General features: G+C 53.6%; 5 protein-coding genes and 2 pseudogenes. All 7 read right to left on the bottom strand.

The features are described from left to right. Positions 1-106: 106 nt before the first annotated feature. Positions 107-8641 (bottom strand): annotated as a pseudogene (locus V1603_RS03365) (filamentous hemagglutinin N-terminal domain-containing protein); the annotation flags it as partial. A gap of 722 nt (positions 8642-9363) precedes the next feature. Then, positions 9364-9636, bottom strand: a complete 273-nt coding sequence (locus tag V1603_RS03360; RefSeq protein WP_116342915.1) for a colicin immunity domain-containing protein — start codon at positions 9634-9636, stop codon at positions 9364-9366. After that, entirely contained in the window at positions 9633-10424 is a 792-nt protein-coding gene (locus tag V1603_RS03355; protein ID WP_395313495.1) for a colicin D domain-containing protein, read from the bottom strand. Before V1603_RS03355 ends, V1603_RS03360 begins: the two co-directional genes overlap by 4 nt. Before the next feature lie 233 nt (positions 10425-10657). Then, complete coding sequence (locus V1603_RS03350) at positions 10658-10936, bottom strand: hypothetical protein (RefSeq protein ID WP_395313494.1); 279 nt, start codon at positions 10934-10936, stop codon at positions 10658-10660. Between the two features lie 491 nt (positions 10937-11427). Then, positions 11428-11745 (bottom strand): hypothetical protein, encoded by a 318-nt coding sequence (locus V1603_RS03345; protein ID WP_395313493.1) that lies wholly within the window; start codon positions 11743-11745, stop codon positions 11428-11430. Positions 11746-11801: 56 nt separating this feature from the next. Next, positions 11802-12056, bottom strand: a complete 255-nt coding sequence (locus V1603_RS03340; RefSeq protein WP_395313492.1) for a hypothetical protein — start codon at positions 12054-12056, stop codon at positions 11802-11804. Further along, positions 12053-13213 (bottom strand): annotated as a pseudogene (locus tag V1603_RS03335) (VENN motif pre-toxin domain-containing protein); the annotation flags it as partial. The gene V1603_RS03340 and the pseudogene V1603_RS03335, both read right to left, overlap by 4 nt. Between the last annotated feature and the right edge of the window lie 514 nt (positions 13214-13727).

Genomic DNA, 13727 nt, shown 5'->3' with positions numbered 1-13727 from the left:
CGAGGGAGAGGTCCCCCAGCGCCACAACCTGCCCCTGAAGGCCGGTATTAGTGGCGTTAATCGCCAGGTTACCCTGGCTAAGCATCCGGGCAGTAGCAGCGTTATTGACCTGCGAGGCGGCAATCCCCAGATTCTGGGTGGCGTATACCGTACCGTTATTATCGAGCTGGCCCGGATTAACCGTCAGGTTCGCGCCCTGCAGCATGCCGTTGTTTACAATATAATTACCACCGAGCGTTCCCTGCTGCTGTGCCAGCACCGTACCGCTGTTGTTCAGCGAACCGGCGTTGAGCCACAGCGCAAAGCCCTGCACCCAGCCGCTGTTGGTCAGCCCCGGCGTATTCAGCGTTAGCGTTGCACCACTGAGTAACTGCCCCTGATTACTGCCGCGATCGCGCAGGTCAAGCTGTGTATTACCGTTCCCCTGTAGCGTACCGTCATTATTCAGCGTCTGTGCGCCCAGCTGGAAAGTGCCCTGGCTCAGCATCACGGCATTGCGTCCGTTATCGACGTTACCGCGCAGCGTGGCGTTGAGCGCGGTATTCGCCTCCATGCGGCCCTGGTTATTAAGGCTACCGGCATTCAGCGTCAGGGTGCTCCCCTGGATATGACCGAGGTTGGTCAGGATATTGGCGCCCATGCTGAGCAGGCCGTTGCTTAACAGCTTCGCACCCGCCTGCTGGTCAAGATCGCCGCTGAGCGTGACGCCAAGGCCATCGGCACCGCTGATGCTGCCGCTGTTACTGAGCGAACCGCCCGACAGCGACATCTTCTTCGCCAGCATTTGCCCCTGGTTCTTCAGCGTTGGCGCCCCGAGCGTGGCCGTCCCGTTCGCCACCATTGAGCCCGTATTGACCATGGAGGAGGTCAGCGCGAGATCCATATTTCCCGCGCTTTGCAGCGTGCCGTTGTTCTGTAACTGCCGGGCGTTAACCTTAAGGTACTGCGACTGCCACAGACCATCATTCGTGATGCTCTGCCCACCCGCCAGCAGCGTTCCCTGCGTTTTCATTGATGCACCGGCCCGGTTGGTCAGCCCCTGAAGAGGTTTAAGCGTCAGGGCGTTCAGACCAATCACGGAACCGGCGTTATCGACCGTACCACTATTTACCGTCAGGGTACTGCCCTGAAGGCTGCCCCCGTTTGACAGGCTACCGCCGTCCACTATCAGGTCACCGTCAACCAGCAGAGAGCCCTGGTTATTCAGCGCCCCCGCAGCGACGCGCGTACTCCCCTGGCCAAGCAGGCGACCCGTGTTGGTCAACTGGTTATCAACCTGAGCGGTCAGTCCGTCGGTACCGAGCGCGCTGCCGCTGTTGTTCCAGCCACTCGCGTTCACGCCCAGCCGTTGCCCCTGCATTATCCCGGCATTCACAAGCTGACCTGCCTTAAACGTCAGCTGTCCGCCGGTAAGCAGTTTACCGCCCGTCAGGTTGTTCAGCGTCGGGCCGGTAATCGACAGCCCGCCGTCGCCCTGAAGCACGCCGCGGTTATTCAGGATATTGACCGCCAGCGTGACATTACTCGCCGCCAGCTGACCTGCGTTATCCAGCCTTGCGGCCGTCAGGTTCAGCCCCTGCTGAGCGAGCAGCCGTCCACTTTGTTGGTTCGTCAGCTGGTTGCCGATATTCAGGCCCAGATCGCGCGCCTGCACGATGCCCTGGTTGTCGAGATTATCGAGATTAAGCGTGAGTCCCTGCTGCGAAAGCAGCAGCCCCTGGTTGGTCAGCTGCGGCAGGGAAAGCGTCAACGCCCCGCCGGTGATAATTTGCCCGCCGGTCTTATTGTTAAGTACCAGAGTTGATGGCGTCAGGGAGTTCAGCGCCAGCGCGCTGTTGCCCTGCAGCAAGCCGACGTTGGTCAGCAGATTGGTGATGATATTCACCGAATCTCCCGCTAACGTGCCCTGGTTGTTAAGGCTGGCGGCGCTCAGGGTCAGATCTTTTTGTGCCACCAGGCGTGCATTGCCGCGGTTCACGACGTCGCCGGTGAAGCTTAGCCCCACGCGGCTCCCTTGTAACGTTCCCTGGTTATCCAGGGTGGCTCCGGAAAGGACCAGCGCCTCTTTTACTGACATCAGTCCCAGGTTGACCATCTGCGGGATAGAGAGATTCAGCGAGCTGCCGCTAACAATTTGCCCGTTCGTCAGATTGTTGAGCCGCGGCGTGTGCAGCGCCAGCGCGCTGTCTCCCTGCAGGATGCCGTTGTTGTCGATCTGACCGCTGGTAAGCTCGACACTCATTGCGGCAAGCACACCGTTATTCGTCAGGCTGGCGCTCTGGCTGCTAAGTTGACGGGTCGCCAGCAGCTTGCCCCCGCTCTGGTTATTCAGCTGTTGCGCGACGTTAAGATTTAACGCTCCGGCAGACAATGTGCCCAGGTTGTCAAAGCTGCCGGTCGTCAGCGTCATATCCTGAATCGCCTGAACGAGCCCGCCGTTGGTAAACTGCGGCAGATCGAGATTAAGCGAGCCGCCGGACAGAATTTGTCCACCGGTAAGGTTATCCAGGGCCCGGGTATCGAACGTCAACGCAGCGCTACCCTGCAATAAACCGCTGTTGCTGATGCTGTCCGATTGCAGGTTAAGCGTACCCGCCGCCAACTGCCCGCGGTTATCTACAGCGCCTGCGCGAATATCAAACCCGGCCTCGCTGAGTAACGTTCCGCTGTTTGTCAGCGTGCTGCTGACGTTCAGGCTCGCGCCTTGCTGGCCAAGCAGCGTCCCCTCGTTATTCCAGCTTCCGGCCTTAACGTTCAGCGTCCTGCCCTGTAGCGTGCCGGCGTTATCGCCCTTATCCCCGGCAATCGTCAAATCGCCGCCGCTTAACAGCTGTCCGCCGATCAGGTTGTTAATCACTTTGGCAGCAGGCGTCTGCGCGGCGTCAACACTTCTCAGGCCCGAGGTCTGTGCCGCTTGACCCTGGATCGCCAGCCCACTGTTACCCTGCACCAGGCCGCTATTGTTCAGGATCCCGAGAGCCAGGCGCGCATTATCTGCCGCCAGCGTGCCGCTGTTGGTTAACGTATTGCCGTCAAAAGCCAGCGCCTGGGTGGCAAGCACTTTGCCCGTGTCCCGGTTGGTCAGCGCGTTTTTTACCGCGAGGGCCAGCGTGTCGGCCTGAATCACACCGCTGTTAGTCAGCATTGCGCTCGTGAGATTTAGCGCCTGTTTGGCCAGAAGCGTACCAACGTTGCTGAACGCGTCTGCAACGAGATTCAAAGCACCATTGCTTTGCAGCGTCCCGGTATTGTTCAGCTCTCCGGTGCTCACGCTAACCGTATTTGCTGCCAGAATACCGCTATTATCGAGCTGACTGGCGTCAAGCTGCAGCTTGCCCTGGCTCAGCATTTGCCCGCTGATGGTCGCGGTATTACTCACATTCAGCGTCAGATCGCCTTTACCTGTCAGCGAACCCGCATTAGTGAAATCCACGCCGTGCAGGAGAGCGTTCTGCCCCTGCATCAGGCCATTATTGTTCAGCTGCTGGCCGGTGATGTCGAGCAGCCCACCGCTTAATATCTTGCCTGCTTGATCGTTATCGAGGCCGGTAACGGCAAGTTTGAGACCAATATCCCCCTGCAGCAGGCCGCTATTTTGCCCGCGCCCGGACGTAATAATGACGTTGTTGCCGATAAGCTGCCCGTCGTTACGCCAGCTTCCGGCGTTAAGCGTCAGCAGATCGTCTGCAAACAGATGCCCCTCAGGCTGGTTGTTTACCTGACCGGACAAATTCAGCTGCACATTCAGTGCTTCCAGACCACCGCGGTTATCAAGAGAAGTCCCGTCCAGGCGCAGGTTTTTCCCCGTCGACATCAGCCCGTCATTGATCAGCGCAGGTACCGTCAGCGCAATATCATCGCCTGCTACCAGCGAACCGCTCTTTTGATTGGACAATGAGGCGGCGGAGAAGCTGAGCTTGCCGTCGGCCTGAATTAATCCGCTGTTATTTGCCTGCCCCACTGCGCTGTCGATGTTAACGGTTGCAGCAGCAATTACCCCGGTATTAGAAAGCGCCCCGCTTTTCAGGCTGAGGGAATTCTGGCTGATAAGGCGCCCGTCGTTGTTGAAGGCCCCGGCGAACAGAATATTCAGCGCCTCGCGGCCCAGCATTTGTCCGCGGTTAACGCCGCCAGACTGTCCACCCGCGAGCGTCAGGCTTTTCCCCTGCACCCGGCCAGCGTTATCCAGACGGTCAACATTAAGTCCCACATCACCATCGCTCAGCAATTGGCCGCTGGCGATGTTGTTCAACTGGCTGCTCTGCAGGCCGAGGGACTGGTTTCCCTGAATCAGCCCGCTATTTGTTAAGCTGCTAACCGCAAGACGCGCGTTACTGCTGATAAGCTTCCCGGCGTTATCACCGCTGGCGGCGTCAATCGAGAGGGTATCGTCTGCCAGCAGTACGCCACTGGTCTGGTTATTCAGCGTCTGTACCGACGTTAACGCCAGATTGCCCGCTTCAATATTGCCGCCATTCGTTAGCGTCAGCGCGTCGATAGCCAGCCCCTGGCTGACCGAAATCAGTCCGGCGTTGACCAGCTGATCAACATGTAAACTGCCCCCGCTGCCGCTCATTTCTGCGCCAGCAGTATTATTCAATTCCCCGGCGGTGAGCGACAGGCCGTTGACAGCAAGCACCTGGCCGCTGTTATCCAGCCTCCCCACACTGACCTGAACCGTATCCCCCTGCAGGCGACCGGCGTTTTTTCCCAGCACGGAATTCAGGGTAAGCGCGCCGCCGCTCAGGAGTTGACCTCCTGAAAGGTTATCCAGCGTAAGGCTGCTGACCGAAAGCCCCTGGTTTCCCTGCAGTAATCCCGCATTTGACAGAGTATCGGCGATCAAAGTGCCTGAGCGACTAATCAGCTGCCCCTGGTTGGTGAACACAGGCGTCGACAGATGAAGCGTATCATCTGCCAGCAGTACACCTTTCGCCTGGTTATTCAGCTGCTGGCGCAGCGTCAGCTGTAAATCCTTTGCCTCGATGTTCCCGGCGTTGTCCAGCGTCGCGGCCTCGATAGCCAGCCCCTGGGTGACCGAAATCAAACCGGCGTTAACCAGGTCGGGAATGGCAAGCCTGAGCCCGCTGCCGCTGATAATGCTGCCCTGCTTCAGGTTATGGAGTGAGGAGGCGGTAAAACCAAACAGCTGGTCACCCTGTAGCAAACCGTTATTGTTCATCTGCCGGGTGTTGATGTTCAGCTCGGGCGCCGCGATCTGCCCCTGGTTATCCAGCTGCTCGCTCGTAAGGCCCAGTTTGCCTTTGCTGAGCAAATTACCGCTATTGGTGAGGCTTTCGGTTCCGCTCAGGCTAAGCGCAGATAATCCCAGCATCTGGCCACTGTTATCCGCCTTTCTGGTATTCAGACCAATAGTCTCGCCCTGCACCTTACCGGCGTTGCTGAACCTTTGGGACTCATTGAACGTCAGCGTACCGCCGCTGACGACTTCACCTTCGGAGGCATTGTTAAACTGCTCACCGTCAGCGACAAGTACCGCGCTCCCCTGCAGCAAACCCTTATTGACGAGCGTCTTCGCGTTCAGCGTCGCGCTTTCCGACATCAGACGTCCGTCGTTACTGAGCAGCGGCGTCGCGAGCTTCAGGCTGCGCTGGGCGAGTAGGATCCCCTCAGCCAGGTTATTCAGCTTTTCGCGCAGCGTCAGCTGCAGATCCTGAGCTTCAATCCGCCCGTTGTTATCCAGCGTTAACGCATCAATGGCAGCGCCTTGCTGAGCGAAGATCGCGCCAGCATTAACCAGCTGCTGTACGGTAACGGCCAGGCCGCTGCCTGCCTGAAGAGTGCCGGAAATCCGGTTAGCCAGCGCGCCAGCGTTAAGATCCAGCGCCCCGCCGCTTTGCAACCAGCCGTCGTTATTCAGGCTGTTGCCGCTAATGCGCAGAGTGCCTGCCGTGACGCCGCCGAAATTAGCAAACTGCCCGGCGTCCACGCGGCCAGTCTGCTGGCTGACAAGCCGCCCGTCGGCGAGGTTAGTAAACGTATCGCGGACATTGACCGACAGATCGTCCAGCCCCGAAGCCTGACCCCCGTTGCTCCACTCCCCGGCATCAATCGTCAGCGTTTTGCCCTGAACGCTGCCCGCGTTATCAAACGCCGGGGTGGTCAGCGCCAGCGACGCTTCCGCCAGCATTACGCCGCCTTGCTGATTACTTAATTTCTGACCCGCTTTCAGCGCCATCGACTGGGCTTCATGATTGCCGCTGTTCGTCAGCATCAGGCTTTCAATGGTGAGCCCCTGCTTCACCGAAATCAGCCCGGCATTTACCAGCTGTGGGATGTTCAGCGTCAGCCCGCTGCCGCTGATGATTTTCCCGCCGCTCTGGTTAGCCAGCCTTTCGGAAGCGAGCCGCAACGTTTGCCCGCCCTGCAGCAGGCCGCTATTGTCGAGGGTATTCGCGCTCAGGTTCAGAGCGGATGAGGCCACTCTTCCGGCGTTATTGAACACCGGAGCGGTCAGGTCGAGAGTATTTTCTGCGAGCACGCTGCCGGAGGCCGTGTTGGTAAAGGCGTTATTTAGCGTCAGCGCCAGCGTGCTGGCAGCCAACTGACCGTCGTTGGTGAAGATATTTCCCGTCAGCGTGAGTCCGTTGCGGGCCGTCATTTTGCCGCTGGCGTGGTTATCGGTATGCCCGTTAATGGCAAGCGTTAAGGCATCGCTATCAAGAGAGCCACCGTTGGTCAACTGGCTGGCATTAATCTGCAGCGCTTTCTGCGCCAGCAGCGCCCCTCCGGCCTGCTGAACAATGGTTTCGGCGCTCAACGCCATGGCATTATCCGCCTGCAGGGTGCCGCTGGTGTCAATCTGGTTAGCCTGCAGAGAAACGTTGCTGCCGCGGCTCGTACCGCGATGCGTTAAGCTGCCGGTAGCGAGCGTCAGGTTGCCTTTTGCAGCCTGGACACCGTCCAGCCCGGCGGCGTTATGCGCCTGCAACAGCATATCGCCCTGCGACTGAAGCTGCCCGCTCGCCAGCGTCGTGATCCGGTCGCCGCTGAAGGACAGGCCGCCCTGGGCCAGAACCTCCCCGGCGATCTGCGCATCACCCGCATTGAGCTGCAGGCTGCCCCCGCTGGTCAGCGTGCTCCCCTGAACAGCGCTGAATTGACGGCTGGTGAGCGCAAGATTCTGTTTCCCACTGACCAGCCCGTTGTTTATGACGCTGTCGGACTGCAGTCCGAGCCTGCCAGTGGATAACAATTGCCCGTTTTGCCCGATATTCAGCGCGCCGGTACCGCTAACGCTCAGATCGCTATCGCTGCTGAGCATGCCGTCAATCCAGGCATCCCCCGTTGAAATCACCAGCACACCACCGGTCAGCAGCTGACCAGTGTGGTTCAACGTGCCCAGATCAAGCCGGGTATTTTTCTGCGCCTGTACCGCACCGCTATTGGTAAAACCTCCCGCCTTCACGTTTAGATCGCCGTTCGCGGTCATTTTTCCGCTGTTAGCGAGCTGGCCTGCGGAAAGAGAGATACCGCTGCCTGCCACCATCTTACCCGCATGGTCTGCAGCACCGGCGACGTTAGCCTGAATTGCGCCAGCCGCATTAACCTCACTCGTGGTATCTGCGGTAAGCGAACCAGAGCTCAGGTTAATGTCTTTACCCGCCGTTAACGTACCGTTAGCGACGCTCAGCTTTCCATTCCCGGCAAGCGTAATATCCCCGTCGCTAACCAGTTTGCCGTTCGTTACCGCCACGTCTGAACGGCTGTTGATCTGCATCGTTCCCGTACTTTTATGTTCGCCGCTGAGGACAACGCTATCCGCCTTCGCCGTCAGGCTACCGCTTGCAAGGCTGTTATTCACCATCAGCTTACCGTTGGTATCCAGCGTAATATCGCCCTGTCGAGCGTTAAGTTCCCCGAGGTTAACCCCGACGCCTTTTTCACTGGAAACAAGATGGATACGGTTGGCGTACATCCCGCCGAGCGCGCCAGTGTCCACAGAAACCTGAGGAGCCACACCTTCCCCTACGACAGGCGTGACGCTGCCGTCGGTGGCAACCCGGTTGGCGCCCACGGTCACAGTGAGATCTTTCGCGTGAATCGCGGCGTTCACTTCCGTTGCGCGCGCAATAATCGACAGCGCGTCGCTCCTGCTGGCGTCCAGCCCCTGGCCTTCAACCGTGATGGCCCCTTTCGTCACGTCCAGCGCCAGCAGGTTACCATTAGCGTCAAACTGCGGTTTACCTGTGGTCAGCGTGGCATTGGGGGTGTTGATAAACCCGCATCCGTTACAGGTGATACCGTACGGGTTAGCCACCATGACGTTTGCCGCCTTGCCGGCGACTTCCGTATAGCCCTGCAATTGCGAGCGGCTGGCTCCCGTGACTTCGTTGATGATGCCTTTCGCTTCCCGCCCGGCCTGCAGGTTGGGGTTGTTCTGGATAAGCCCGCCCAGCTGGGTCTGGGTTAAACGGTCCGTGCCGTTATTGAGGATAAGTCCCTCTTTGCCGACGTTGTAATCCTGGAACTGGTTATGAGAGATCCCTGCCTGATTTGGCGTGGCGATGTTGATGACCGGCACTCCGTTCCCCGCCTGGTCCATCCGGGTACCTGGCGTCACCGGGTTGATGGATGCAGCAACTGCGGGAAAGACTGGCTGCCCTGCCACAAGAAACATGACCAGATAACTAATCAGACGCTTCGCTAATCCAACGGGATGCTTATCCATGCCTTTACCTTAAATCATCAACCCAATACGGTAATAAATGTCGAGGTGCTCAGGTGCCAAATCGCCCGGATAATAAAGCCGAGCGCCCTGCCCGATATTAAGCAGGCGGCGAATATCACGTGTAGTCAGGAGAAAAAGATGCGGTATTGCCGAGGGAGCAATACAATAACGAACAACGAAAGACAGCCGGGCTGTAATTACGCATAAGCAGAGATAATATTTTTAGTTTTCTTCAGTATGCCACCCCCACCATGAATAGGAATAGTCCCAAAGGGATCACTACCATAATTGGTAGTGATATTTAGGTTAGGGGTAAAAAATAATTAAAAATATGTGATATCGATGAGCATCAGCGCTGGAACTGGCATTATTCAGCTCGTCTTACTTCGCTATTTAAATAGAGATGGGGGGGGTGTCTGCTCTAATTTTTGATATGCATCGTTATCATCGCCCAGAACACCCGCGAGCTGTACGGCTGCGCCGAAGGGCTGAACGTCGCTTACGTCAACCGGTAGAAGATGAAGCTGTGGCTGGAAGGGTTTCCGGGGGCGCTGAATGACATCGGCGATCTGCCGGTGTACAAGCGCGGGAACGGGCATTTTGGGTAAGGCTGACGGCTGGCAGAACGATCCCGGCGTAAGAGTCGGGATCGTTCTGGCTGAGACTATTAATTATTTAGCTAAATAAGCGCACATAAGTTTATTGACTTCATCTCGTAATTTATTTTCATCAAACTCATATTGTTCACGATCATCATCCGGGTTATACATATCAACTGCACAAAATGTACTCGATAATAGTTCGCTTAATTTGTCTTCATCCTTTCCAAGGAGGGAATTATCTCGTTCCTGTCTCCATTTGGATATATAATTATCGGCAAATTCATCCGCTGTTATTTCTTTTACAAGAAAACTATCAATGTAATTTTTAAGATAAAGACTCATCTTAACACCCCGTTGCTCATGAAGTTTTCATATTGTTTTGTGTTTGGATCAAGCTTCCATCCGCTCACATAATTTCCTGATTTATCTACTACTACAACATTATTCGTCTTAGGATTAAAAAATACTTTTGATTCAGGAACTAATAAATAAGTTCCATGTTCATATGTTACTTTGTTATCCAGATGAGATTTTATAGCAGTTTGATATTCTGCAATAGTATCGCCATTTTTCTTAGTTGTTGTTACACCAAAATCTGCAGCATGTTTAAATTTCTTATCCAACTGCTTTGCACTAAAAGCGATACTTTCAGATATAATTCCACTACTTGCATTAGGTATTTTCTTGCCTGGCAGAAGTACCGATGCAGCCAGCGCTCCAAACCTTTCCGCTGCAAGTTGATTCCCCTCCCAGGCTTGAGTTGCCATCTCACCAATAGCTGACCATGTTTCAGATTTCATCAGGTTTTTTATGGTATTTGCAACACCCTGATGCTTACCTTCCAGGTCGCTAAGAGCTTTATCGCAGTAACTGTCACCTATCGCACAGGCTGTCAGAGCCATTGCGCCATCAGCAGCATAATCTGCAGAACCTATTGCAATATCTCCGGTATCAGCAAGGGCGTTGATGACGGCATTGGTCGTTGCAGATAATGGGCCTTCACCTACCTTGTCTCTAACCTGTGCTTTCCACCACTCAGCGCTCTCTTTAACTGACTTCCGGCCTTCATCCCCGGCCAGCGAGTTATTCTCAACCTCCACCTTCGCCGTTTCCGACGCCATCGCCGCCATGGAGACACTGCCATCCGTCACCGCAGCGCCCGCCAGTAATCCCGCCGCTGCGCTGTCCTTCGTCCAGAAGGCACTCCCCGGACCGTATTCGGTATTCTGATATCCGGGCTGCGTCTTCAGGAATGCCCACTGAAACAGATGCCAGCGTAATCACGATTTGCTACTGGTCTTCAGCCTTGATTCGCACATTGGATGAGCCTGACGCTACACTTTAACAAACTCGAGGAGATATATTATTTTTCATTTAGTTTTATACACCTAAAAAACATTGACACTTTGTCCTCATCACACGTAAATCCCTCTTGTGGCTTATCATGAGGCGTACCCTTTGTTGACCAATAGCGAAGATTCGGTATGTTGTCTTCAATTGATTGACGTAATTCAGGAGTCAATCTTCCAGACATCTCAATTACCTGATTCATCTTTGACCATCCAGTAGACACGTTCTCAACGTGATGCCCAACTGATAAAGCCAGCGCTACGGCATGTTCGATGTAAGGGGGCATAATCATTCTTAATGCTCCAGATCTATCTTATCGATCAATTGTAAATTATCTCGGTAATCCTTGATAAAATATTGCGTTGCTCCTCCCGGGCCAAGTAATGGGTTTTCTTTCACAATACCTGATGAAATTGTAATATCATTGAGTACCTCATAAACCCCCATTTGCGGCCGATATCCGAATTCAGGATGCGGTGATACCTGCAGGCTCTGGAATATACTTGTTCGACTGTAATTTCCGTTTATGAGTGTATCCAATGAAGTGTAGTAAGACTATTGCCCAGGTAACTATTTAAACCTTTAATATGATTTTCTGCATTATTCACTTTTATCATAGGCCCTGATACAACAACAGATGTCTGTCTATTTGTAGACGTAGCACCTTGTGCTGAGCCCAATAACTTATCCATTATCATGCTGTTATTACTGGTACTATTCACTATACCTGCTTAATATAATATACGAACCATATCTTGAGAACGCTAAACATTATGGATTTTTTTAACACTTCCATCCCTTTAGCATTCTTTGGATCTTTTGCAAATTCTTTTGGCTGCTAATTTTTGCATCCTTTAAAGAGTTATATTCTGTTTGCATTAATTTTGCTTCGCTGGTTGGAACTCCATTGTATATTATCTCAGCAGCTTTTTGAGGCGTCATTTGCTCATTTGAGAGAACAACATCTAACGGAACCCCGAAAAAGTCCCCCCATGCAGAAAGTAAGCCTATAACAGGATTTTGTCCTTCCGGCGTCTGTTCTTGGGCATTTTTCACTAAGGCCGCCGTAATTTCATCAGAAGAAGCTCCAGCCTGAATCATTGACCCTCACGGCAATCCTTGAGAGTTGATAACATCCGCAATAAAGACAGAGATTACTAAAATCCTTTTACTTTAAATAAACGGAACAAGACTATACCGATACCTAACACTCCTCCGCCGACAGAACCAATTTTAATACTACGTAAAATCTCATACAAAGGTAACTGAAATTTACCATCTGACAACCACACTAAAAATGAAAATATGAATTTCATTGCAAAAGATGCAATAGCAAACCCAATAATGCTGAATAAAAAAATACACGTAGATATAACAATGTGACCAATTAAGACTCTTGATGAATATTTCATTTCTTCTGATCCTCTAGTAAACCAAGTCCTTTCTCCGTCACTTTGCCACCAATTTCTGAACCAATAGAACCGCCAACGTCACCGGCAGAGCTAGGAATATTACTTGGTTTTAACTCTTCTCGAATAATACTATTTCGGTTTACTTCTGTATATTTTATCCATGTTGGATCATATTTGGGATCCCATCCATCTGTGACCCATTTACCGACAGCATTTGTGACCTTGCCTGTAGACAAAGAAATCCCTGAACCAACGACATAACCAAACCCAGCACCAATACCATTTGTAATTGCGCCAGAAACAGGATTGTCACCATTTATCCAGTTTGCAGTCGCTCCACCTGCAGCATTCCAGCCAACAGATGACCAGAATCCGCTTCCCATCGTAATAACATTAGTCCAGCCAGCAACCACGGCATTTGTCGGATCAATGGTACCATCTGCCAGATAACTGATCCCCGCATTCGCACTAGCGCCGAGTCCCCACATGGCCTGAGCGCAACCAGGCAGCAAAGCAACAGTACCTGTCGCTAATGCCCCGGCATAAGCTTTATTAACTGCTTCGCCTCGCTTACAGGCTTCACCGGAAGGATTATCGGCACAAGACAGCACATCGGCACCATGTGCCTGCGCAGCTTTAACCTGATCGATTTCAGTTCCGAGCAGATTATTCTCAGCACTAATCTTCCCTGCACTGGCTCCAGCCGCCGCACCAGCCGTATTCCCCCCGGCAATCCCGCCAGCCATGCCCGCTGAAACAGACGCCAGCGTACTCACGGTTTGCTTCTGGTCTTCCGTCAGCTTCGACGGGTCTGTGTCCGGATAGAGTTGTCTGGCAATCGCTGTCGCAACCAGTTCGCCGGATGCCGCCCCTGCTGCGCCCGCTGCGGCACTGTTGCCCTGAAGCGCTGCGGTTACGCCGCCGAGGATGGCATGGGCAATCGCTTTTGCCGCCGTGTTGTCATCAATGCCTGCATGATGGCCGATGATGTTCGCCAGCTCCGGCGCTGATGCCCCCGCCAGCGCACCCGCAATATTGCCGCCCGCCAGTCCCTGCAGCGCTGCTGTGGCCGCCTGGATGCCGCGCTGCATATTGCTGCCCGTACCATACTTTTCCTGCGTCTCTTTGTATTCCGGTGTATCACGCAGTTTCGCAAGTTTCACACGAGTATCAATGCCATCTGTAGCAGGCTTTGTTGGCTGGCCATTTTTTTAACCGATATCCAGAAGCCATTTTCTAATCCAGGAAAAGAGTCGATCCTGGCGGCACCACTCTGATATATGAGCTTCCTTGACTGCTTGGGTCAGTATTTGATGGATAGTAAATTGTACTTCCAGGTGTTCTACCAAGCTTACTAACTCAACTCAGCGTGATAACAGATCCCTGAGCAGGGTTTGTAAAAGTCTGTAGTTTTTGGGGGTACTTTAACAATTGAAGCTTTCAACATTCCATTCCCTTGAATGTCACCATCAGCATCCACAACTCCCGGTTTCAGCCAGCCCGGACGGAGAGCTATATACAGGAAGTTTTTGTCCTTATCTCCCAACGCATTATTCTCGACAATAACTCGCTCCGATGCACTTATTGAGAATGAAAGTCTTTTTCCTTTTTTTAAGTCAGATGGTTACAGACCATGTTGCTTAAACATTTTGACCCTGCCAACTTTTTATC

The sequence above is a fragment of the Enterobacter sp. ECC-219 genome (assembly GCF_043966805.1).
GTDB lineage: Bacteria > Pseudomonadota > Gammaproteobacteria > Enterobacterales > Enterobacteriaceae > Enterobacter > Enterobacter cloacae_N.
This window is presented reverse-complemented; position numbering and strand designations above follow the sequence as displayed.

Excerpts from the sequence above, each read along its gene's own strand:
- V1603_RS03360 (WP_116342915.1), bottom strand. The coding sequence starts at position 9,636 with ATGAGTCTTTATCTTAAAAATTACATTGATAGTTTTCTTGTAAAAGAA.
- V1603_RS03355 (WP_395313495.1), bottom strand. The coding sequence starts at position 10,424 with ATGGCGGCGATGGCGTCGGAAACGGCGAAGGTGGAGGTTGAGAATAAC.
- V1603_RS03350 (WP_395313494.1), bottom strand. The coding sequence starts at position 10,936 with ATGATTATGCCCCCTTACATCGAACATGCCGTAGCGCTGGCTTTATCA.
- V1603_RS03345 (WP_395313493.1), bottom strand. The coding sequence starts at position 11,745 with ATGATTCAGGCTGGAGCTTCTTCTGATGAAATTACGGCGGCCTTAGTG.
- V1603_RS03340 (WP_395313492.1), bottom strand. The coding sequence starts at position 12,056 with ATGAAATATTCATCAAGAGTCTTAATTGGTCACATTGTTATATCTACG.